Annotated in this window: 15 protein-coding genes; 5 read left to right on the top strand and 10 right to left on the bottom strand. The window is 65.2% G+C overall.

The features are described from left to right. Positions 1-160: 160 nt before the first annotated feature. Together aceK and ACGFZ3_RS15080 are read right to left on the bottom strand one after the other, a co-directional pair. Positions 161-1,897 carry a bifunctional isocitrate dehydrogenase kinase/phosphatase gene (gene aceK, locus ACGFZ3_RS15085; RefSeq protein ID WP_392922795.1) on the bottom strand — a complete coding sequence of 579 codons (1,737 nt, stop codon included), beginning with the start codon at positions 1,895-1,897 and terminating at the stop codon, positions 161-163. A 90-nt stretch (positions 1,898-1,987) separates the two neighbouring features. Then, complete coding sequence (locus ACGFZ3_RS15080; protein WP_392922791.1) at positions 1,988-3,550, bottom strand: MASE1 domain-containing protein; 1,563 nt, start codon at positions 3,548-3,550, stop codon at positions 1,988-1,990. 477 nt (positions 3,551-4,027) lie between these two features. Between ACGFZ3_RS15080 and ACGFZ3_RS15075 the strand changes: the two genes are divergently transcribed. After that, positions 4,028-4,456 carry a hypothetical protein gene (locus tag ACGFZ3_RS15075; RefSeq protein ID WP_392922789.1) on the top strand — a complete coding sequence of 143 codons (429 nt, stop codon included), beginning with the start codon at positions 4,028-4,030 and terminating at the stop codon, positions 4,454-4,456. A 99-nt stretch (positions 4,457-4,555) separates the two neighbouring features. On the opposite strand, the gene ACGFZ3_RS15070 is transcribed toward ACGFZ3_RS15075, so the two are convergent. The 7 genes from ACGFZ3_RS15070 to ACGFZ3_RS15040 form a co-directional block, all read right to left on the bottom strand. Then, complete coding sequence (locus ACGFZ3_RS15070; RefSeq protein WP_392922786.1) at positions 4,556-4,915, bottom strand: hypothetical protein; 360 nt, start codon at positions 4,913-4,915, stop codon at positions 4,556-4,558. 35 nt (positions 4,916-4,950) lie between these two features. Next, the gene (locus tag ACGFZ3_RS15065) at positions 4,951-5,379 is read right to left on the bottom strand and encodes a roadblock/LC7 domain-containing protein (protein WP_392922783.1); all 429 of its coding nucleotides are present in this window, start codon (positions 5,377-5,379) and stop codon (positions 4,951-4,953) included. Beyond that, positions 5,372-5,920, bottom strand: a complete 549-nt coding sequence (locus ACGFZ3_RS15060) for an ATP/GTP-binding protein (RefSeq protein WP_392922781.1) — start codon at positions 5,918-5,920, stop codon at positions 5,372-5,374. The genes ACGFZ3_RS15065 and ACGFZ3_RS15060 overlap by 8 nt, the downstream gene beginning before the upstream one ends. A 2-nt stretch (positions 5,921-5,922) precedes the next feature. Then, positions 5,923-6,828, bottom strand: coding sequence for a hypothetical protein (locus ACGFZ3_RS15055; RefSeq protein WP_392922778.1), 906 nt, complete (start codon positions 6,826-6,828; stop codon positions 5,923-5,925). Positions 6,829-7,144: 316 nt separating this feature from the next. After that, positions 7,145-9,370, bottom strand: a complete 2,226-nt coding sequence (locus ACGFZ3_RS15050) for an NADP-dependent isocitrate dehydrogenase (RefSeq protein ID WP_392922775.1) — start codon at positions 9,368-9,370, stop codon at positions 7,145-7,147. Positions 9,371-9,538: 168 nt separating this feature from the next. Next, on the bottom strand, positions 9,539-10,036 hold the full coding sequence (locus ACGFZ3_RS15045) for a hypothetical protein (protein WP_392922772.1): 498 nt from the start codon (positions 10,034-10,036) through the stop codon (positions 9,539-9,541). 44 nt (positions 10,037-10,080) lie between these two features. Next, positions 10,081-10,377 carry a LysM peptidoglycan-binding domain-containing protein gene (locus ACGFZ3_RS15040; RefSeq protein WP_392922770.1) on the bottom strand — a complete coding sequence of 99 codons (297 nt, stop codon included), beginning with the start codon at positions 10,375-10,377 and terminating at the stop codon, positions 10,081-10,083. Between the two features lie 141 nt (positions 10,378-10,518). On the opposite strand from ACGFZ3_RS15040, the gene queF reads away from it, so the two are divergent. Beyond that, positions 10,519-11,337: an NADPH-dependent 7-cyano-7-deazaguanine reductase QueF gene (gene queF / locus ACGFZ3_RS15035; RefSeq protein ID WP_392922767.1), complete on the top strand. Its 819-nt coding sequence runs from the start codon at positions 10,519-10,521 to the stop codon at positions 11,335-11,337. A gap of 41 nt (positions 11,338-11,378) precedes the next feature. Here the strand turns inward: queF and ACGFZ3_RS15030 are convergent, their stop codons facing one another. Beyond that, positions 11,379-12,695: a M20 family metallopeptidase gene (locus ACGFZ3_RS15030; RefSeq protein ID WP_392922764.1), complete on the bottom strand. Its 1,317-nt coding sequence runs from the start codon at positions 12,693-12,695 to the stop codon at positions 11,379-11,381. Between the two features lie 288 nt (positions 12,696-12,983). Here ACGFZ3_RS15030 and ACGFZ3_RS15025 point away from each other — a divergent pair, with 288 nt between their 5' ends. From ACGFZ3_RS15025 to ACGFZ3_RS15015, 3 genes are all read left to right on the top strand, one after another. Continuing rightward, positions 12,984-14,231: an efflux RND transporter periplasmic adaptor subunit gene (locus ACGFZ3_RS15025; protein ID WP_392922761.1), complete on the top strand. Its 1,248-nt coding sequence runs from the start codon at positions 12,984-12,986 to the stop codon at positions 14,229-14,231. Between the two features lie 86 nt (positions 14,232-14,317). Next, on the top strand, positions 14,318-17,548 hold the full coding sequence (locus ACGFZ3_RS15020; protein WP_392922759.1) for an efflux RND transporter permease subunit: 3,231 nt from the start codon (positions 14,318-14,320) through the stop codon (positions 17,546-17,548). Then, positions 17,545-20,667, top strand: a complete 3,123-nt coding sequence (locus ACGFZ3_RS15015; protein ID WP_392922757.1) for an efflux RND transporter permease subunit — start codon at positions 17,545-17,547, stop codon at positions 20,665-20,667. Before ACGFZ3_RS15020 ends, ACGFZ3_RS15015 begins: the two co-directional genes overlap by 4 nt. Positions 20,668-20,781 lie beyond the last annotated feature (114 nt).

Raw genomic sequence — 20,781 nt, 5'->3', positions numbered from 1 at the left:
CTCACGCACCGCACGCGCGGTCTGTGCAGCGGTGTCGCTTGTTGCGACCAGCCCGGTGCCGCCCAATGCGAGGGCCAACGCCAGAAAATGGGGATAACGCATCTCACCTGCTCCTTGTGGATGAACCCCGAGAATAGCCCAGTGATGTGTCAGGGGAAAATCATGCCAGGCGATGATGGGCTGCGTAGGGTGGCGTATCGGGATAATCGCCGGCCGCGAAACGCGCCTGCAGTCCCTGCCACCAGTGCGGATCGAACAGGTGCGCATGGTGCTCACGCACGGCGGCAAGCTCGTCGGCGGGCAACCCCATGAAGGGCGCGAAGCGCTCGGGGAATACATCGCGTGGGCCCACGTGGAACCACGGTTCGTCCGCCATCGCTTCGTCGGCATTGCGCGGCGTGGGCCACGCGCGGAATACGCAGTCACTCACCAGGCACAGCTCGTCGTAGTCGTAGAACACCGCACGCCCGTGCCGCGACACGCCGAAGTTCTTGGGCAGCATGTCGCCCGGGAAGATGTTGTTGCGGGCCATGTCGGTGATCGCCTGCGCGTAATCCAGCGCGGCGGCAAGGCGCGCTTCGGCGGTCTGTTCACGCAGGTAAAGATTGAGCGGGCGGAACCGGCGCTGCACGTAGCACAGCGCGATCACCAGCGAATCGCCGTCTTCACGTACGCTGGCTGCGCACTGGGTGAGCAGCTCTTCGCGCAGCGCCGGCGAGAACCGGGCCCTGGGAAAGCGGAGATGGCGGTAGGGTTGCGCATCCAGCAGGCGCCCGACGCGATCCAGGTTGAACACCAGCGCGTACTTTTCCTCCACCTGGTGCCGGGTCAGGGTCTTGGGCCAGGCGAAGCGGTCGCGGATCAGCTTGAACACCAGCGGGTAACTGGGCAGCGTGAATACCGCCATGACCATGCCGGGGGTGCCATCGGCATGCACCAGCTGTTCGTCGGGATGCTCCTGAAAATGGCGGAAGAAGGTACGGTACCGCTCGGTCTTGCCTTGCTTGGCGCGGCCCAGCACGGTGTAGATCTCATCGATGGGCTTGGCCGGCAGCAGGCTGCGCAGGAACACCACCGCATCGCCGACCGTGGCCAGGTCGGCCTGGAAGTAGCTGCGCGACACGCCGAACAGGTGCGCCACGTCGCGGCGCCGGGTCAGCACGGCTTCGGCGCGCAGGCCGTTGTCGTCGTTGACCAGCGCGATCACGCAGGGGGAGAAGCGGTGTTCGCCGAACACGCGCCCCACCAGGTAGGCACGACGCTCGCGGTAGAACACGGTATCGAGCAGCTCGATGCTGCGTACGGGTTGTGTCCCCCAATGCTGCAGATCATCCTGGAGGCGCACGGCAATGGCCGCCGCACAGCGCAACTGGTGTGCGTAAGGAACGTCGAAGCGGTAGTCCCCCAGCACCCGCATGAAGGCCTCGGCCGGCCGCGTCGCCGACAGCGCGTAGGTATGCCGCGCGACCGGGTGGGTGATGGCATCGGACGGCTCCACATCCATCGCCATGAACTCCACCGCCGCATCCACGCCTTCCGTGGCGAACAGGCGGCGGGCCAGCGTGTTGTAGAAGGTTTTGTACAGCTCGGCGTCGATCAACCCGGAAACCAGGCCCGCATAGGCACTTCGGATATGCAGCCATAGGGTGCGCTCACCGACGGCCTCACGCGCTGCCCGCCGCAGCACATCCACGGTTTCGGCAACGCAGCGGTCATAGAGTCCGATACGCTCCACCGCATCCTGCCGCGCCCCGTTCCAGTCGCGGGTCTCAAAGCGCACCCGCGCGCGGCGGGTCACCCCGGCAAAGCTCGCGTGGTAATCCTCGAAACCATCGCGGATCCGCGCCGCCAGCCGCGCGGCCAACGCATCGTCATCAGGGGATTGGGCAACAGGCATGCAGGGCAACCGGAAGAACCTACCCCACGATAGTAGTGCCGGCCCATGGCCGGCAAGCCCGGCGGCGCGCAATGTCGCCGCCCGTCCTGCTCAGGCCGCAGCCTGCACGCCAGCCTTTCCGACTGAACCTGCGGACGCCTCCACCAAGAGGATGCGCACACGGTTGCGACGGCACTGCACGGTACCGCCATAGGCCAGGGTACGCCCGGTCAGCCGCTCGATCGCCAGTCGCATGGTCGATTCGGAGAGGCGGGCCTCGGAATCGATGAGCCCGACGCTGGCAACAATGCCGCGATAGCCTCCCATACGCCCGCAACGGGCCCGGATCTGGATCTGGCCCGCCTCGTGCTTGAGCAACAACGAGGCAGCTTCCACCATCGTGCGGTACGCGGCCAGCTGCAGACCCATGCTCAACTGGCAGGGGTCGCCGACCAGGCGGGGGCTCGACATCCTGTTGGTCTGGTTCCAAGCCTCGTTGATTCCACCAATCTGCAATGCCAGATAGAGACCTACATGTTCCAACGAGGTTGGATAGACCATGCTGGTCTCTCCCCGGAACTGACGCGAGTTCGACACCGATATGCGCAACAGACTCTTTGCAAGCCCGGGATGACCACTGGTCTCCAACACATCGGCAATCTGACTGAGAGTATGGTCCAACCCCTCACCCAGATTGCGCATGCTCAATGCCCTTTCGCGAAGGTCCATTTCGCTTGCCAAGTGAGATGATCTGACATGCTTGATAGCCAGCTCTCTGTCCCGGCTTCCAATGCGGTAGCGATGATAGTACTGGGTAATACTGGAGCCCAGAGCAAGAAGCGCAGTTCCTGCTACGGCCATGATCTGCTGTGTGACAAAGGTATCGTAATCGAAGGAGTAGCGCGTGGACGCCGGCGTGGTCAGCCCGATTACGAGATTGATAAGGGATACTCCGACGGCGGCGCCCCGCCATCCGTGCATGCATGTCAACGCAATAACAGGAAGAGCCATGACCAGCTGCAACGTGGTCTTTGCACCCGCCAGCGAGGACGGCAACGCTGCAACCAGTAGACCCATAGCTAACAGCAATGCGAGTAATAGGGCGCTGGGCCAGATCAGCGCCCGATTCAACTCCCGCCCTTTTCTGTGTATCCAAAGTAGCGCCAACGGCGCAAGCGTCAGTATTCCGAGATAGTCTCCAATAGAGTAGCGGACTAGGCTGGTCAGGAAGGGGACTGGCAGCGGAACCGGCCAAAGCACGTATGAGAAAACAACATTTATGGTTGTAGCCGATAAGGCGGAAACAGCAGCCACTGACAGCATCCAAACGTCAGCCCTATCGCGCAGCAGGCGAGCATGAAGCTTCATAACAAGCGCGACCACAGGCATCAGGCAGGCCGAACCTGCAATTACCCAGGCGAGCCCGTACTTCTCGATGAGCGGGTAGCGCATTTGGGCGAAGTAGGCGTACTCACCAAGAATCAGATAGACCCATAACCTGGGTGGACAGACAAGCAACGCTGCGACGCGAACGCCTGCGGGAAGATAGAACTGATCAAGAGATAGCTGCCGGGTCGCCCAGCACGCCACTGCATACACTGCCGAAAGTGCAATCCCTTGTGGGTGAATTCTGAAATCAAGTCGGACACCCTGTCTCCACCAATCCAATCGCACGCTTCACTCCTCCTTCCAATCCTGCTTCGAATTGACGCAGGCACTTGGCGGCGGAACGGTAGCCATACAATCGAGCTGGTGCAAACGGCTATACGGCTCGATTTCGACAAATCAGCACTGTGCGTCCACACGATTTTGATGGCCATCACATACAAACAATGACCGTCGACATGATCAAGTTCGCAATCGCTTTCGCTTCGTACTCGCACCAACGTGGGGAGGCGTTCAAGTCGATTGATCGACCAACAATACTTTCGTCCCGTTCCTAGATCGGTCAGGCGCCGCTATCCACCCACTTCCATCGAGCGCGGCGCACACGTCGCCACCGCGCTTCCTCCAAGTTCTGTACCGGGGACGCGAGTCGCGACGTCCTTCGGCCGCGAGAGTTGATGATTCGGAGATCTTTCAATGGCGCGGACCTGCGTGATCAGTAGCCTTTCATGCACCAACCAACTGGTCTAAAGCAGTGAGAATCCCGTGAACTCCCTCTCGAAAGCAATCTGCTTCTTCGCTTCGTTAATTGTCATGCCCGCACCCACGGCCCTTGCTCAGCACGAGAACCACGGATCCGAACAGGCAAGGCTTGGGCTAGGTCAATCGCTCCCGGAGGCGAAGAATCAGAGTCTGCATCCCGCCTGGCGCCTGTACGCTTTCGACCGCGACGGAATTACCTACTATCAGGTCAATGACAGTAGGGATCGTGTGCACATCGTCATCGCGAAGGCGAACGATGTGTTCTGGAGACTTCCCGCCGGAGATGCCAGCGCCAAGATATCGCTTCCATCGTCGCCTTCACGAACCTTGCCTGGCGCGGCGCCGCTCTACATATACAGAGATTCGGAGTTCGCCTTGATGCTCCATCAAGATCGTCCCAACCACATGTGGTCAGTAGAACTATCAAACTGAGCAGGGTTCGCGGGAGCGCAGCGCCTGCGTCGCTCTACACTTGTGAAAGCGTAGAGCGACACCGGCCACTTGCCGCGCGGCCTACGGCATCCTTCCGGATTACAGCGCCAATGACGCCTCAACGTCCTGCACCCGGCGGCGTGCCAGCGCCAGGTTGGACTTGTTGCGGTCGAGCACCAGGTACAGGAACAGGCCCTTCTGCTTCGCGACCGGGCGCATGATGTGGTACGCCTTGCCCAGCGAGATCAGGATGTCCTCGATGGTGTCGTTGAGGTTCAACGACGCGGCGGTCTTCATCTTCGCGCGGATCACTTCGGTGTTGCCCGCTGCCGCCACTTCCATGTCCATGCCCGAGCCGGCTTCGCCCAGCAACATGCCGCTTTCATAGTCCACCAGTGCCACCGCCTGCGCGCCGTCGATGGTCATCAGCGCGCTCAAGGTTTCGCTCACACCTGCCATATTGCACCCCTTTGGTTGTCGAGCCCCAGGTTCCCCTACGGATCGGCTCGTGATCCGCTGAGTTCGGCCATGATGTTGCGGCCACATTCCTTTGCACTCCAAAGCACCTTGCCGGTCACGCAGCGCGTGTCGCAGGCGGTCATCAGCAGCAGTGGCGCGGGCGTGCACGGCAGCGCCAGCATCAGCACCTTGCCCTCGCCCGCTTCCAGCATCAGCACTTCCAGCTCGCCCAGCGACAGCTCGCGGCCCACGGCGGCGGCCAGCGCGAGCATCGCGCTGGTCATCGCGGCCAGGCGTTCGCCGTTTCCGTGGCTGCCGGCAGCGGGCACCAGCGCGAAGCCGTCCACGCTGGCCAGCACCGCGCTGCGCACGCCATTGAGGTTGTCGGCGAACGCTTGAAGGTGTTGCACGACGCGCTCGCGCACGGCCGGATCCAGCCGGCGCACATCCTGCCCGTCAGCCATGGGCCAGCACCAGGTCGCGGGTTTCCATCTCGCTCATCAGCACGTCCATCAGGAAAAGTCCTTGTTCGCGTTCGCGCGCGTCGATGGGCATCACCGGCAGCAGGCGGTCGTTCCAGCCCGCGACCGTGGCGCAGGAATCGAGGTCGAACTCCGGAGCAAGATCCACGCGCGAGACGCCAATCACCGCCGGCACCTGCGCGGCATGCTCACGCAGCACACCCAGATAGCCCTGCAGTTCTTCCACTGCCGTGTGACGGGTGGCATCGAGCAGCAGTACCACGCCGCTGGCGCCCTGCAGCAGGATCGGCCAGATGAAGTCGAAGCGCTGCTGGCCGGGGGTGCCGTACAGGCGCAGGCGGTCGCCGTTGGGCAGGTCGATGTCGGCGTAGTCCATGGCCACCGTGGTGGAGGCCTTGTCGGCGCCTTCGCGGTCGGTGTTGTGCACATCGGTATCCACCACCGCGCCGGCGGCGATGGCACGTACCAGGGTTGATTTTCCGCACCCCATCCCACCCAGCACCACGATCTTGTGTTCGCGCACGCTCAACCCCCGCCGCGCTGGCGCACGCTGCGCCACATCCGGGCCAGCAGGGTGCCGCCGCCCTCGCCTGCACGCAGCGGCAGGCTGCTGGCCGGCGCGTCTTCCAGCGCGGCGTAGCCACACAGGTACGCCGGGTGCACGACGCTGCGCACGGCATCCGGCGCCACGTCCAACAGGGTGGCGCACTCGTCCACGCTGCACGCGCGCTTGAGCAGCAGCGAACACAGTCGGAAGCTGTCGTGCTGGTGGCCCAGCACGCGAAAGTCGGGCCAGCGCAGCAGCTTTACCCGTGCGCCGCGTTGCAGGCGGGCATCGAGGTCGTGCCAGTGCCCGGGGCGTTGGCCCCATTGCCACAGCAGCGGTCGCAGCGGCTGGCGTGGCAATGCGCCGGATAACTCCTGATACCGCCGTTCGGAAAGGCCGTGCAGCGAAAGCGCTTCAAACTGGTCCGAGAGCAGCTGCGCGAGGCTGGAGGCGTCGGTACCGTGCAGCACCACCATCTGATCCAGCGAGAAATCCAGCAGCAGGGTTGGCACATCGTTGAGCACCAGCACCGCGTGCCCCTGCCGCGCAGGCAGGCGTTCGCGCAGCGCGCGGGTGATCGCCTTGGCGCCCTGCGCCGTGCACGGTTCGTCGATACGCAGCGGCGCACCAGGCATCTGCCGCAAAGCGTCTTCGATGGCGTGGTCGTCGAGTACGCCGCGGTCGTCGCCCTGGCCTTGGTGCAGCTGTCCGTTCTGGTCTTCCACCCAGAGCTGTATGCGCGGTCGCTCGCGCACCATGCGCAGCGCCGCATTGCGCAGCGCCGGGGTGTCCTTGATCACCAGCAGGTCGCACTCATCAAGATCGCGGCAACTACGCACGCTGTCGCCCGGCAATGACGCCGCGACACGCAGGCGTTGAAGCAACGCCCGCTCTCCCTGGACATCCGATCCGACCACCAGCACCCTGGCCATCGCCTTCCCCTGGTATCCGCTTCGCTAGCCTATGCCAAGGATCTCGTGCAGGTCGGTGACGGATTGCTCACTTCGCACTGGCGAAACAGCCAGATCCGTCCGAGCGCAGGGCCCTTTTCGAAGGCAGGTTGCATGCCGTCGTTCATGTGACGGTGGCCGACAGGGTGCCAGAACGACCCGGACCGGCGTCACGTATTTGCGGCCAAAAAAAGAACCCGCGCCAGGCGCGGGTTCTTCGGGTATTACCCTGCGACGAAGTACGGGTCGGTTACAGCGCTGCCAGCGCGTCGTTGAACGTGCTGCTCGGGCGCATGGCCTTGCTGGCCTTGGCCACGTCCGGGCGGTAGTAGCCGCCGATGTCGACCGGCTTGCCCTGCGCGGCGATCAGCTCGCCAACGATGGCCTGCTCGTTGTCGGCCAGTGCCTTCGCCAGCGGGGCGAAGCGGGCCTTCAGCGCGGCATCGTCATCCTGTGCAGCCAGGGCCTGGGCCCAGTACAGCGCGATGTAGAAGTGGCTGCCGCGATTGTCGATGCCACCGAGCTTGCGCGAGGGCGACTTGTCGTTGTCCAGGAACTGGCCGTTGGCCTGGTCCAGGGTCTTGGCCAGCACCGTCGCACCGGCATTGCCGTAGCGGTTGCCCAGGTGCTCCAGCGAGGCCGCCAGGGCCAGGAATTCACCCAGCGAATCCCAGCGCAGGTAGTCCTCTTCCACGAACTGCTGCACGTGCTTGGGAGCCGAACCACCGGCACCGGTTTCGAACAGGCCACCACCGGCCATCAGCGGCACGATGGAGAGCATCTTGGCGCTGGTGCCCAGTTCCATGATCGGGAACAGGTCGGTGAGGTAATCACGCAGCACGTTGCCGGTCACCGAGATGGTGTCTTCACCCTTGCGGATGCGCTCCAGCGAGAACGCCGTCGCCTCCACCGGGGCCAGGATGCGGATGTCCAGGCCGTTGGTGTCGTGGTCCTTGAGGTAGGTCTCGACCTTGGCGATCACCTGCGCATCGTGCGCGCGGGAAGCATCCAGCCAGAACACGGCCGGGGTGCTGCTCAGGCGGGCGCGGTTCACGGCCAGCTTGACCCAGTCCTGGATCGGGGCGTCCTTGGTCTGGCACATGCGCCAGATGTCGCCGGTCTGCACGGCGTGTTCGAACACCACGTTGCCGGCATCGTCGGTGACGCGCACGGTGCCGTCGGCCGGAATCTGGAAGGTCTTGTCGTGCGAGCCGTATTCTTCGGCCTTCTGCGCCATCAGGCCGACGTTCGGCACCGAGCCCATGGTGGCCGGGTCGAAGGCGCCGTGGGCAATGCAGTCGTCGATTACGGCTTGGTACACGCCCGCGTAGCAACGGTCAGGAATGACGGCCTTGGTGTCCTGCAGCTTGCCGTCGGCATTCCACATGCCACCGGAGTCGCGGATCATCGCCGGCATCGAGGCATCGACGATGACGTCGCTGGGCACGTGCAGGTTGGTGATGCCCTTGTCGGAATTGACCATGGCCAGGCCCGGGCGCTTGCCGTACTCGGCAGCCAGGTCGGCCTTGATCGCTTCCTGGATGGCTTCGGGCAGCTGCGGCAGGCGCGCGTACAGGTCGCCGATGCCGTTGTTGGGATCGAAGCCGGCCTGCTTGAGCACGTCGGCGTGCTTGGCCAGCACGTCCTTGTAGAACTCTTCAACGACCACGCCGAACATGATCGGGTCGGAGACCTTCATCATGGTGGCCTTGAGGTGCAGCGAGAACAGCACGCCCTTGGCCTTGGCATCGGCGATCTGCGCCTGTACGAACGCGGCCAGCGCGTTGCGGCTCATCACGGCGGCATCGACGATCTCACCGGCCTTGACGGCGGTCTTTTCCTTCAGCACCACGGTGGTGCCGTCGGCCTGCTGCAGTTCGATCTTCAGGGTCCCGGCGGTGGCCAGGGTGGCCGACTTTTCGCTGCCGTAGAAATCGCCGCCGTCCATGTGCGCGACATGCGACTTGGAGTCCTTCGACCACTTGCCCATGCGGTGCGGGTGCTTGCGGGCGTAGTTCTTGACCGACAGCGGCGCGCGGCGGTCGGAGTTGCCTTCGCGCAGCACCGGGTTCACCGCGCTGCCCTTGACCTTGTCATAGCGCGCCTTGATGTCGCGCGAGACCTCGTCGGTAGGCACGTCCGGGTAGTTCGGCAGGGCATAACCCTGATCCTGCAGTTCCTTGATGGCCGCCTTCAGCTGCGGCACCGAGGCGCTGATGTTGGGCAGCTTGATGATGTTGGCGTCCGGGGTGGTCGCCAGCTGGCCCAGCTCGGCCAGGTGGTCGGCTTCCTTCTGGTCGTCCTTCAGGAAATCCGGGAACAGCGCCAGGATGCGGCCGGACAGCGAAATGTCGCGGGTTTCGACCGCGATGCCGGCAGTGGCGGTGTAGGCCTCGACGATCGGCAGCAGCGACTGGGTGGCCAGGAACGGGGCTTCATCGGTAAGCGTGTACAGAATCTTGGGCGTGTTCGACATGGGGGACAGTGCTCTCCGGGTAACCCCCGCATTGTCGCGGTTTCAGCCCCGGGGAGCAAAGCCATGCCATACGCGGCGGTATTGGAACGCTGTGTGGCACAAACAAAAAAGACGCAGCCTCGCGGCTGCGTCCATCGTGAGCCCGTGCCGGGAGAGAGTCGGCGGGACTTACTTGACCTCAAACTCCTGCGGCGTTCCAGCCGCCTTGCCATCTACCATGACTTCCGCGCGGTATTTGCCTGCCGGCCAGCCATTGGCATTCTTGAAGGTGACGTTGGTGGTTTCGGCACCCGTGGTGTTCAGGACCTGGCTCTGCTCACCGGCCACCTGACCATCCTGATAGGTCAACTTGGCGGTGGTGTTCACGTTGTTGGCAGTGCCATCGGTGCGGAATGAGACGATGATTGCGTCCCGCGGCGTGATCAGTGCCACCGGTGCAACCGTCTTGTCCGCAGCAGCGGTAGTGCCCACCGTGATGGCGGTCACCGTGACGGGTGCGGCCGCAGTCATCGGCTGCGGCGCGGCCGGCTCGGCCGGGGTGGTGGCAACCGGCGTAGCCGGCTGGGCGTTGTTGTCGGCGGTGTCTTCCTTCTTCTTGCAGCCGACCAAGGCCACGGTGGCCAGCGCGGCGGCGAGTACGGTGGTGCTGATGGATGTCTTCTTCATGGAATTCCTCCCTGGGAATAAAGTCGGATTGCGAGGCGAACGGCTCAGCTCTTCGGCGGCAACTTGAGTACCTGGTCCGGGAAAATCCTGTCCGGGTCCTTCAGCACGTCTTTGTTGAGATCGAAGATCTTCTGCCAGGCGTTCGCGTCGCCCAGCTCGTTCTTGGCGATTTTGGAAAGGGTGTCGCCCTTCTGGACGGTGTAGGTGCCGCCGCCCACCTTTTCGGCAGTGGTGTCCACCGAGGAGGTCACGCCGGAGAAATCGGCCTTTTCCACCTTCTGCGCGGAGGTATCCACGCTGGAGGTGACGCCGGAGAAATCAGCCTTCTTGTCGGTACTCATCCACACGCTCCCTTGAATGGAACAGCCTTGGATCGCAAGGTGTCACAGGCCTTGTTAATGGGGCATGGCGCAGGTGTGAAGGGTTCGGGAGGTTTTCTGAACAGGGCCGCAGGCGGGGGCCGGCCACGCTAAAATGGCCGCATGAATACCCCCCAGGACTCCAGCCTCGGTCGCGAGGTTGCTTACCCTTCCCAGTACGACCCGTCCCTGCTCTTTCCGATCCCGCGCCGCGCCGCGCGCGAGGAGATCGGCGTGGACGAGGCCCACCTCCCCTTCATCGGCCATGACCGCTGGCAGGCCTACGAGCTGAGCTGGCTGGACCGGCGTGGCAAGCCGCGCGTGGCGGTGGCCACCATCAGCGTGCCGTGCACCTCGCCGAACCTGATCGAATCCAAATCGTTCAAGCTTTACCTCAACTCGCTCAACAGCACCCGGTTCGACGACGACGAGCAGGCGCGCCATCGGATTGCCGGTGATCTCTCGGCCTGCGCCGGGGCAGTGGTGATGGTGGTGTTCGGGGTGCCCCCGCTGGTGGACACCGCGGAAGGCGAATCACTGGATGGGCTCGATGTGGCGATCGAGCGCTACGGTCCGCCGGCGCCCGAGTACCTCTCGGCCAATGCTGGCCAGGTAGTGACCGAAACGCTGAGTTCGGCGCTGCTCAAGTCCAACTGCCCGGTCACCGGGCAACCGGACTGGGCCAGCGTGAGCGTGCGCTACCGCGGCCCGCGGATCGACCGCGAAGGCCTGCTGCGCTACCTGGTGAGCTACCGCGAACATGCCGAATTCCACGAGCAGTGCGTGGAGCGCATCTTCAACGAGCTCACCCTGCGCTGCCAGCCGGAGTGGCTGGAAGTGGAGGCCCGCTATACGCGTCGCGGTGGGTTGGACATCAACCCATGGCGGGCCAGCGCGGGGATCGCACACCCAGCGCGGACCGTTCGGGACGTGCGCCAGTAGCGCACGACCGTTGGTCGTGCGGCGCCAGCAGTCGTGCGACCTCAACCCGCCTTCGGCGCGTTGAGGAAATCCAGGCTCACCTGCAGCAAGGCGCGCAGGCCCACGTCCAGCGCCTTCTCGTCCAGCAGGAACTTCGGCGAATGGTTGGCCGGGGCGGTGGCCGGGTCGATGCCTTCGCTGGTGGAGCCGACGAAGAAGAACATGCCCGGCACCTGCTGGGCATACAGCGAGAAGTCCTCGGCACCCATCTGCAGCGGCGGCTCGTAGACATTGGCTTCGCCGACCACGGCCTGCAGGCTGGGCAGCATGCGCGCGGTCAACGCCGGATCGTTGACCGTGGCCGGGTTTCCTTCCGCCTCGAAAATCTCGGTCTGCGCCTTGGCGCCGTGCGCGGCTGCGGTGTGCTCGGCCACGTTGCGCAGGTCGGCGAAGATCTGCTGGCGCATGCCTTCGTCGAAGGTGCGGATGGTGCCCACCATCTCTACTTCGTCGGGAATGATGTTGTAGCGGATGCCGCCCTTGATCGCGCCGAAGGACACCACCGCCGGTTGCCTGGAGATGTTGGAGCGGCGGCTGACGATGGTCTGCGCGGTACCGACCAGGTCAGCGGTGGCCACGATCGGGTCGACCCCGTTCCACGGTGCCGAACCATGCGTCTGGCGGCCGATTACCTTGATCCCGAAGCGGTCCGAGGCGGCCATCAGCGGGCCGCCACGCACCGCGATCTGCCCGGCCTGGACGCTGGAGAACACGTGCAGGCCGAACACGGCATCCGGCTTGAAGTCGGCAAACAGCCCTTCCTTGAGCATCAACGCGGCACCGCCCTCTTCCGGCGGCGGCGCGCCTTCTTCGGAAGGCTGGAAGATCAGCATCACTTCGCCGGGCAGGCTCTCGCGCATCTTCACCAGCGCGTCGGCCACGCCGAGCAGGGTGGCGGTGTGGGCGTCATGGCCGCAGGCGTGCATCACGCCCACCGGTTCGCCGCGATAGGTGCTGGTGGCCTTCGAGGCAAACGGCAGGCCGGTCTGTTCGGTGACCGGCAGCGCGTCCATGTCCGCGCGCAGGGCAATGCGCGGGCCGGGCTTGCCGCCCTTGATGATGGCCACCACGCCGTGATGGGCAATGCCGGTCCTCGGCTTCAGGCCCATCGCACGCAGCTGGTCGGCCACCTTGGCCGAGGTGCGCTCTTCGCGGTTGGACAGCTCCGGGTGCTGGTGGAAATCGCGGCGCCACTGCACCACCTGGGCTTGCAGACGAGCGGCGGCGGCGGTGACTTCCGGGCGTTCTGCCGGGGCGGTGGCGGCCAGCGCGGGCGAGGCGAGCAGCAGGGCGGACAGCAGCAGCGAAAGACGGGGCATTCGGGTCTCCGGCGGGGGTTCCATGGGGTTGAACCTGAATGTAGGGCATCAAGCTGGTTTTCGCTGTAACTTTCGGCGCGGCCGAACGTTGTCCGGGAAGGCAGCCGACCCGCATTCGGCTCTCCCCCTTCAGGCGCGGTCGGGCCGCCGGGGTCACCTGTTGAACCTTGAAGGCCGCTGCGGGTCTGACCGCCCGTCCCATTTGTCATGCATGAAAGGTCACGGGTGGCGGGTATGCTTTGCCACTGCCAACCGGGCCCCGCCCTTCGCCAGCCTCAGGAGTTTTGAATGTCGCGTTTCTGGAAGATCGTGCTGCTGGTGATCGCAGTGCTGGTGGTGGGCCTGGTCGGCATGCACCTGCTCAACGGTGGCAAGGGCAAGGATGCCAGGCCAGGGGCGCAGGCCGGGGCCGGCAAGGACGGCGAACGCGATACCGGCCCGGTGCCGGTGACGGTGATCGACGCGGCCCGCCAGGACGTGCCGGTCTACGCCAGCGCGCTCGGCACGGTGAGCGCGATGAACACCGTGACCGTAAGCCCGCAGGTGGGCGGCCAGCTGATCAGGCTGAACTTCAAGGAAGGCCAGGAAGTGAAGCAGGGCGACCTGCTGGCGCAGATCGATCCGCGCACGCTTCAGGCCAGCTTTGACGAAGCCGCGGCGGCCAAGAAGCAGAACCAGGCCCAGCTGGCCACGGCGCGCTCGAACTACCAGCGCTCCAATTCGCCCGAATACCGCCAGTACGTCGCCAAGACCGACCTGGACACCCAGCGCAACCAGGTGGCCCAGTACGAAAGCGCGGTGGCGGCCAATGAAGCCAGCATGCGCGCGGCCCAGGTGCAGCTGCAGTACACCCGCGTGACCGCGCCCATTTCCGGCATTGCCGGCATCCGTGCCGTGGACGCCGGCAACGTGGTCAGCGCCGGTACCGCGCTGGTCACCCTGACCCAGATCCACCCGATCCACGTGGTGTTCAACCTGCCCGAACGCCAGCTGCCGGACGTGCGCCAGGCCCAGCAGGCCGGCCCGGTGACGATTGCCGCGCTGGACCGCAACGATTCGCACGTGCTCACCGACGGCGGCACGCTGGACGTGGTGGACAACCAGATCAGCAGCGACAGCGGCACCTTCCGCGCGCGCGCCCTGTTCGACAATAAAGACAACAGCCTGTGGCCGGGCCAGTTCGTCAACGTGCGCATGCAGCTGCGCACCATCGCCGGTGGCGTGGTCATCCCGACCCAGGCGGTGATGCGAGGCCCCGATGGCGAGTACGTGTACATCGTCAAGCCGGACAACACGGTGGCCATGCAGACCGTGAAGAGCGGCGTGGAAGTGGGCGACAGCAACATCCAGATCACCGAAGGCCTGAAAGGCGGCGAGCGCGTTGTCAGCGAAGGCCAGTTCCGGCTCAAGCCCGGCAGCAAGGTCACGGCACTGAAGCCGGGTGAAACCCCGGCCGCACCGACCGAGGCCGAGCTCAAAGCCGCCGCGCAGAAACAGGGCGGCCCCGGTGGCCGCCGTGGCGGCGGCCCGCGCTGACCGCGCGCGTCGCACAGGTAACGCCGGCCGGGTGGCCGGCGTTCGCTTCCCGCATCGCCGTCTGACGTAACAGCAAGGATCCGCCCGTGGGCTTTTCGACGATCTTCATCCGCCGCCCCATCGCCACTTCGCTGTTGATGGCGGGCCTGCTGCTGCTCGGCATCCTCGGCTACCGCCAGCTGCCGGTGTCGGCGCTTCCGGAAATCGATGCACCCAGCCTTGTGGTCACCACCCAGTATCCGGGTGCGAACGCCACCACCATGGCCTCGCTGGTGACCACGCCGCTGGAGCGCCAGTTCGGCCAGATCTCCGGGCTGGAGCTGATGACCTCCGATTCGTCGGCGGGCCTGTCCACGATCATCCTGCAGTTCTCGATGGACCGGGACATCGATATCGCCGCCCAGGACGTGCAGGCCGCCATCCGACAGGCCACCCTGCCCTCGTCGCTGCCTTACCAGCCGGTCTACAACCGGGTGAACCCGGCCGACGCGGCGATCATCACCCTCAAGCTCACCTCCGACACGCGCCCGCTGCGCGATGTGAACAACTACGCCGACTCGATCCTGGCCCAGCGCCTGTCGCAGGTGCAGGGCGTGGGCCTGGTCTCGATTGCCGGCAATGTGCGCCCGGCCGTGCGCATCCAGGTCAATCCGGCGCAGCTGTCCAACATGGGCCTGACCCTGGAAGACCTGCGCAGCGCGCTGACCCAGGCCAACGTCAACGCACCCAAGGGCTCGCTCAACGGCAAGACCCAGTCCTACAGCATCGGCACCAACGACCAGCTGACCAGCGCGGCCGAATACCGCGAGACCATCATCAGCTACAAGAACGGCGCGCCGGTACGACTGTCGGACGTGGCCGAGGTGGTCGATGGCGTGGAGAACGACCAGCTTGCCGCATGGGCCGATGGCAAGCCGGCGGTGCTGCTGGAAATCCGCCGCCAGCCCGGCGCCAATATCGTGCAGACGGTGGAGCGCATCCGCGCGCTGATGCCGCAGTTGCAGAACGTGCTGCCGGCCGACGTGCACCTGGAGGTGTTCTCGGACCGCACCGAAACCATCCGCGCCTCGGTGCATGAAGTGCAGTTCACGCTCATCCTCACCATCGGCCTGGTGGTGGCGGTGATCTTCGTGTTCCTGCGCCGCCTCTGGGCCACGATCATTCCCTCGGTGGCGGTGCCGCTGTCGCTGGCGGGCACCTTCGGGGTGATGGCCTTTGCCGGCATGTCGCTGGACAACCTCTCGCTGATGGCGCTGGTGGTGGCCACCGGCTTCGTGGTCGACGATGCGATCGTGATGATCGAGAACATCGTGCGCTACATCGAACAGGGCAAGAGCGGCCCCGAAGCGGCCGAGATCGGCGCACGCCAGATCGGCTTCACCGTGCTGTCGCTGACCGTGTCGCTGGTGGCGGTGTTCCTGCCGCTGCTGCTGATGCCCGGGGTGACCGGCCGGCTGTTCCATGAGTTCGCATGGGTGCTGAGCATCGCGGTGGTGTTGTCGATGCTGATTTCGCTGACGCTCACCCCGATGATGTGCGCTTACCTGCTCAAGCCCGACGCGCTGCCCGAAGGCGAGGACGCGCATGAGCGTGCACACGCGGCTGGCAAGCAGACCGTGTGGAGCCGCACCGTAGGCCTGTACGAGCGCAGCCTGGACTGGGTGCTGGACCACCAGCGCATGACCCTGGCGGTGGCCGCCGGCGCGCTGGTACTGACCGTGGTGCTGTACATCGTGATTCCCAAGGGCCTGCTGCCCGAACAGGACACCGGGCTGATCACCGGCGTGGTCCAGGCCGACCAGAACATCGCCTTCCCGCAGATGGAACAACGCACCAAGGCGGTGGCGGAGGCGCTGCGCAAGGACCCGGCGGTAACCGGCGTGGCGGCCTTCATCGGCGCCGGCAGCATGAACCCCACACTCAACCAGGGCCAGCTGTCGATCGTGCTCAAAGAGCGCGGCGACCGTGACGGCCTGGAAGAGATCCTGCCGCGCCTGCAGCAGGCCGTGGCCGGCATTCCTGGGGTGGCGCTCTACCTCAAGCCGGTGCAGGACGTGACCCTGGATACCCGCGTGGCGGCCACCGAGTACCAGTACTCGCTGTCGGACGTGGACAGCGCGCAGGTTGCGCTGCAGGCCACCCGCCTGACCGAGGCGCTGCGCCAGCGCCCGGAACTGGCAGACGTGGACAACAACCTGTCCAACCAAGGCCGCGCGCTGGAGCTGAACATCGACCGCGACAAGGCCAGCGTGCTGGGCGTGCCGATGCAGACCATCGACGACACCCTGTACGACGCCTTCGGCCAGCGCCAGATCTCCACCATCTTCACCGAGCTCAACCAGTACCGCGTGGTACTGGAAGTGGCGCCTGAGTTCCGCACCAGCACTGCGTTGATGAACCAGCTGGCGGTGGCGTCCAACGGCGCCGGCGCGCTGACCGGCAGCAATGCCACCAACTTCGGCCAGGTCACCTCGTCCAACTCGTCCACTGCCACCGGCATCGGCGCGCAGAACACGGGCATTCCGGTGGGTGCGGGCAACATCATCCCGCTGGCCGCGCTGGCCGAAGGCAAGGTCACCAGCACTCCGCTGGTGGTCAGCCACCAGCAGCAGCTGCCGGCGGTGACGGTGTCGTTCAACATTGCTCCGGGCTATTCGCTGTCCGATGCGGTCAAGGCGATTGAAGAAACCCGTGCCAGCCTGGACATGCCGTCGCAGGTGCACGCGCAGTTCATCGGCAAGGCGGCCGAGTTCACCGGCAGCCAGACTGACGTGGTGTGGCTGCTGCTGGCTTCGCTGGTGGTGATCTACATCGTGCTGGGCGTGTTGTACGAGAGCTACATCCATCCCATCACGATCATCTCCACCCTGCCTCCGGCCGGCGTCGGTGCGCTGCTGGCGCTGATGGTGTGCGGGCTGAGCCTGTCGGTGGATGGCATCGTCGGCATCGTGCTGCTGATCGGCATCGTCAAGAAAAACGGCATCATGATGGTGGACTTCGCCATCGAGGCGCGCCGCGCCGGTGCCAACGCGCACGAAGCGATCCGCCGCGCCTGCCTGCTGCGCTTCCGCCCGATCATGATGACCACCGCCGCGGCCATGCTGGGCGCGTTGCCGTTGGCACTGGGCACCGGCATCGGTTCGGAGCTGCGCCGCCCGCTCGGTATCGCCATCGTAGGCGGCCTGCTGATCTCGCAGCTGGTCACGCTGTACACCACGCCGGTGATCTACCTGTACATGGAGCGCTACTCCGAATGGCTGCGCGAGCGCCGTGAACAGCGCGCCCTGCGCAACGCCACCGCACAGGACCGCGCGTGAACATCTCCGGTCCGTTCATCCGCCGCCCGATCGGTACCGCGCTGCTGGCCATCGGCCTGTTCGTGGTCGGGTTGATGTGCTACCTGAAGCTCGGAGTGTCGGCGCTGCCGAACATCCAGATTCCGGTGATCTTCGTGCACGCCAGCCAGTCTGGCGCGGACGCCACCACCATGGCGTCCACGGTCACCGCACCGCTGGAGCGCCACCTGGGCCAGCTGCCCGGGGTGGACCAGATGCGCTCGTCCAGTTCCGAAGGCAGTTCGCTGGTCTTCATGATCTTCCAGAGCGGGGTCGACATCGATTCAGCCGCGCTGGACGTGCAGACCGCCATCAACTCGGCCCAGGCCGACCTGCCCTCCGGGCTGGGCTCGCCGATGTTCCAGAAGGCCAACCCGAACGACGATCCGGTGATCGCCATCGCGCTGACGTCGCAGACGCAGTCGGCCGATGAGCTGTACAACGTGGCCGATTCGCTGCTGGCCCAGCGCATCCGCCAGATCAGCGGGGTGTCGTCGGTGGATATTGCCGGCGCTTCCACCCCAGCGGTGCGGGTGGACGTCAACCTGCGCCTGCTCAACGCGCTGAACCTCACCCCGGACGACCTGCGCAATGCGGTGCGTGCAGCCAACGTGACCTCCCCCACCGGGTTCCTGAGCGATGGCAACACCACCACGGCGATCATCGCCAACGATTCAGTGGCGCGCGCGGCCGACTTCGCCAACCTGGTGATCAAGACCCAGGACGATGGCCGGGTGATCCGCCTGAAGGACGTGGCCAATGTCTACGACGGCCAGCAGGATGCCTACCAGGCCGCGTGGTTCGACCACAAACCGGCGGTGGTGATGTACGTGTTCACCCGCGCCGGGGCCAACATCGTGGAGACGGTGGACCGGGTCAAGGCGCAGATCCCGATGCTGCGCGACTACCTGCAGCCGGGCACCACGCTCACCCCGTACTTCGACCGCACCCCGACCATCCGCTCGTCGCTGCATGAAGTGCAGATCACCCTGCTGATCAGCCTGGCCATGGTGGTCCTGACCATGGCGCTGTTCCTGCGCCGGCTGGCGCCGACCCTGATCGCGGCGATCACCGTGCCGCTGTCACTGGCCGGTGCCGCGCTGGTGATGTACGTGTTCGGCTTCACCCTCAACAACCTGAGCCTGCTGGCGCTGGTGATCGCGATCGGCTTCGTGGTGGACGATGCGATCGTGGTGATCGAAAACATCATGCGTCATCTCGACGAAGGCATGCCGCGCATGCAGGCAGCGTTGACCGGCGCGCGCGAGATCGGCTTCACCATCGTTTCCATCACCGCCTCGCTGGTGGCGGTGTTCATTCCGCTGCTGTTTGCCAGCGGCATGGTGGGTGCGTTCTTCCGCGAGTTCACCGTGACCCTGGTGGCGGCCATCGTGGTTTCGATGATCGTCTCGCTCACGCTCACCCCGGCGCTGTGCAGCCGCTTCCTGAGCGCGCACACCGAACCGGACAAGCCTTCGCGGATCGGCCGCTTCCTGGATGCCACCCACGACCGCATGCTGCGCCTGTATACCGTGTGCCTGGATTTCTCGCTGCGGCATGCGCTGCTGCTGTCGCTGACCCCGATCCTGCTGATCGTGGCCACGGTGATGCTGGCCGGCGCGGTCAAGAAGGGCTCGTTCCCGCCGCAGGACACCGGCCTGATCTGGGGCCGCGCCAATTCCAGCGCCACGGTCTCGTTCGAGGACATGGTCAACCGCCAACGGCGCATCACCGACATGCTGATGGCCGACCCGGCGGTGAAGACCGTGGGCGTGCGCCTGGGCAGCGGCCGCCAGGGATCGAGCGCGCAGTTCAACATCGAGCTGAAGACGCGCAAGGAAGGCCGCCGCGAAACCACGGCGCAGGCGTTGGCCCGTTTGAGTGCCAAGGCCGACCGTTACCCGGACCTGGAACTGCGCCTGCGCGCGATCCAGGATCTTCCCAGCGACGGCGGCGGAGGCAACAGCCAGGGTGCGCAGTATCGCGTGTCGCTGCAGGGCAACGACCTGGCCCAGCTTCAGGAATGGCTGCCCAAGGTGCAGGCGGCACTGAAGAAGAACCCGATGCTGCGCGACGTCGGCACCGACGTGGATACCGCCGGCCTGCGCCAGAACATCGAGATCGATCGGGCCAAGGCCGCGCGCCTTGGCGTGTCGGTGGGTGCGATTGATGGTGCGCTGTACGGTGCATTCGGCCAGCGCCAGATCTCGACCATCTATTCGGACATCAACCAGTACAGCGTGGTGGTCAACGCACTGCCGGAGCAGACTGCGACCCCGCGCGCGCTGGATGAGATCCACGTGCGGGCCGGCAACGGCGAGATGATTCCGATCACCGCCGTGGCGCGCCAGGTTCCCGGGTTGGCGCCGCCGCAGATCACCCACCAGAACCAATACACCACGATGGACCTGAGCTACAACCTGGCCCCCGGCGTGAGCACCGGCGAAGGCGAGGCGATCATCAAGGCCACGGTGGACGGGCTGCGCCTGCCCGGCGACATCCGCATCAGCGACGGCGGCGGCTTCAACGTGCAGCTCAACCCCAATTCGATGCTGATCCTGGTTCTTGCGGCCATCATCACCGTGTACCTGGTGCTGGGCATGCTGTACGAAAGTCTGGTGCACCCGGTGACGATCCTGTCCACGCTGCCGGCGGCCGGCGTGGGCGCGCTGCTGGCGTTGTTTGTCACCAACACCGAGTTGTCGGTGATCTCGATGATCGCGCTGGTGCTGCTGATCGGCATCGTCAAGAAGAACGCGATCATGATGATCGACTTCGCCGTGGTGGCCCAGCGTGAGCATGGCAAGAGCCCGCTCGAAGCCGTGCGCGAGGCCAGCATCGTGCGCTTCCGCCCGATCATGATGACCACCATGGTAGCGATCCTGGCGGCGGTACCGCTGGCCATCGGTTTGGGCGAGGGCTCGGAGCTGCGCCGCCCGCTGGGCATCGCGATGATCGGCGGCCTGCTGTTCTCGCAGAGCCTGACCCTGCTGAGCACGCCGGCGCTGTATGTGATCTTCTCGTGCCTGCAGCAGCACTGGCGCGGCTGGCGTGCGCGCCGGCGCGAAAAGGTGATGATCAAGCGCGCTGCACGCGCCTGACGCAGCGCACGACCAACGGCCGTGCGCTTCCGCGGTATGGTCGGTACCTACCAACCGGCTATGTCGGCTTCACTGCGATGACGCAATAATGAGGCGTCACCGCCCTGCGAGTCC

The sequence above is a fragment of the Stenotrophomonas sp. NPDC047960 genome (genome assembly GCF_043204395.1).
Classification (GTDB): domain Bacteria; phylum Pseudomonadota; class Gammaproteobacteria; order Xanthomonadales; family Xanthomonadaceae; genus Stenotrophomonas.
The sequence above is the reverse complement of the archived record's forward strand: the minus strand, read 5'-3'. Positions and strand labels throughout refer to the sequence as shown.

Coding starts and splice junctions, on each gene's coding strand:
- ACGFZ3_RS15025 (WP_392922761.1), top strand. CDS start 12,984: ATGTCGCGTTTCTGGAAGATCGTGCTGCTGGTGATCGCAGTGCTGGTG.
- ACGFZ3_RS15050 (WP_392922775.1), bottom strand. CDS start 9,370: ATGTCGAACACGCCCAAGATTCTGTACACGCTTACCGATGAAGCCCCG.
- ACGFZ3_RS15070 (WP_392922786.1), bottom strand. CDS start 4,915: ATGGCAGGTGTGAGCGAAACCTTGAGCGCGCTGATGACCATCGACGGC.
- ACGFZ3_RS15065 (WP_392922783.1), bottom strand. CDS start 5,379: ATGGCTGACGGGCAGGATGTGCGCCGGCTGGATCCGGCCGTGCGCGAG.
- queF (WP_392922767.1), top strand. CDS start 10,519: ATGAATACCCCCCAGGACTCCAGCCTCGGTCGCGAGGTTGCTTACCCT.
- ACGFZ3_RS15030 (WP_392922764.1), bottom strand. CDS start 12,695: ATGCCCCGTCTTTCGCTGCTGCTGTCCGCCCTGCTGCTCGCCTCGCCC.
- ACGFZ3_RS15045 (WP_392922772.1), bottom strand. CDS start 10,036: ATGAAGAAGACATCCATCAGCACCACCGTACTCGCCGCCGCGCTGGCC.
- ACGFZ3_RS15040 (WP_392922770.1), bottom strand. CDS start 10,377: ATGAGTACCGACAAGAAGGCTGATTTCTCCGGCGTCACCTCCAGCGTG.
- aceK (WP_392922795.1), bottom strand. CDS start 1,897: ATGCCTGTTGCCCAATCCCCTGATGACGATGCGTTGGCCGCGCGGCTG.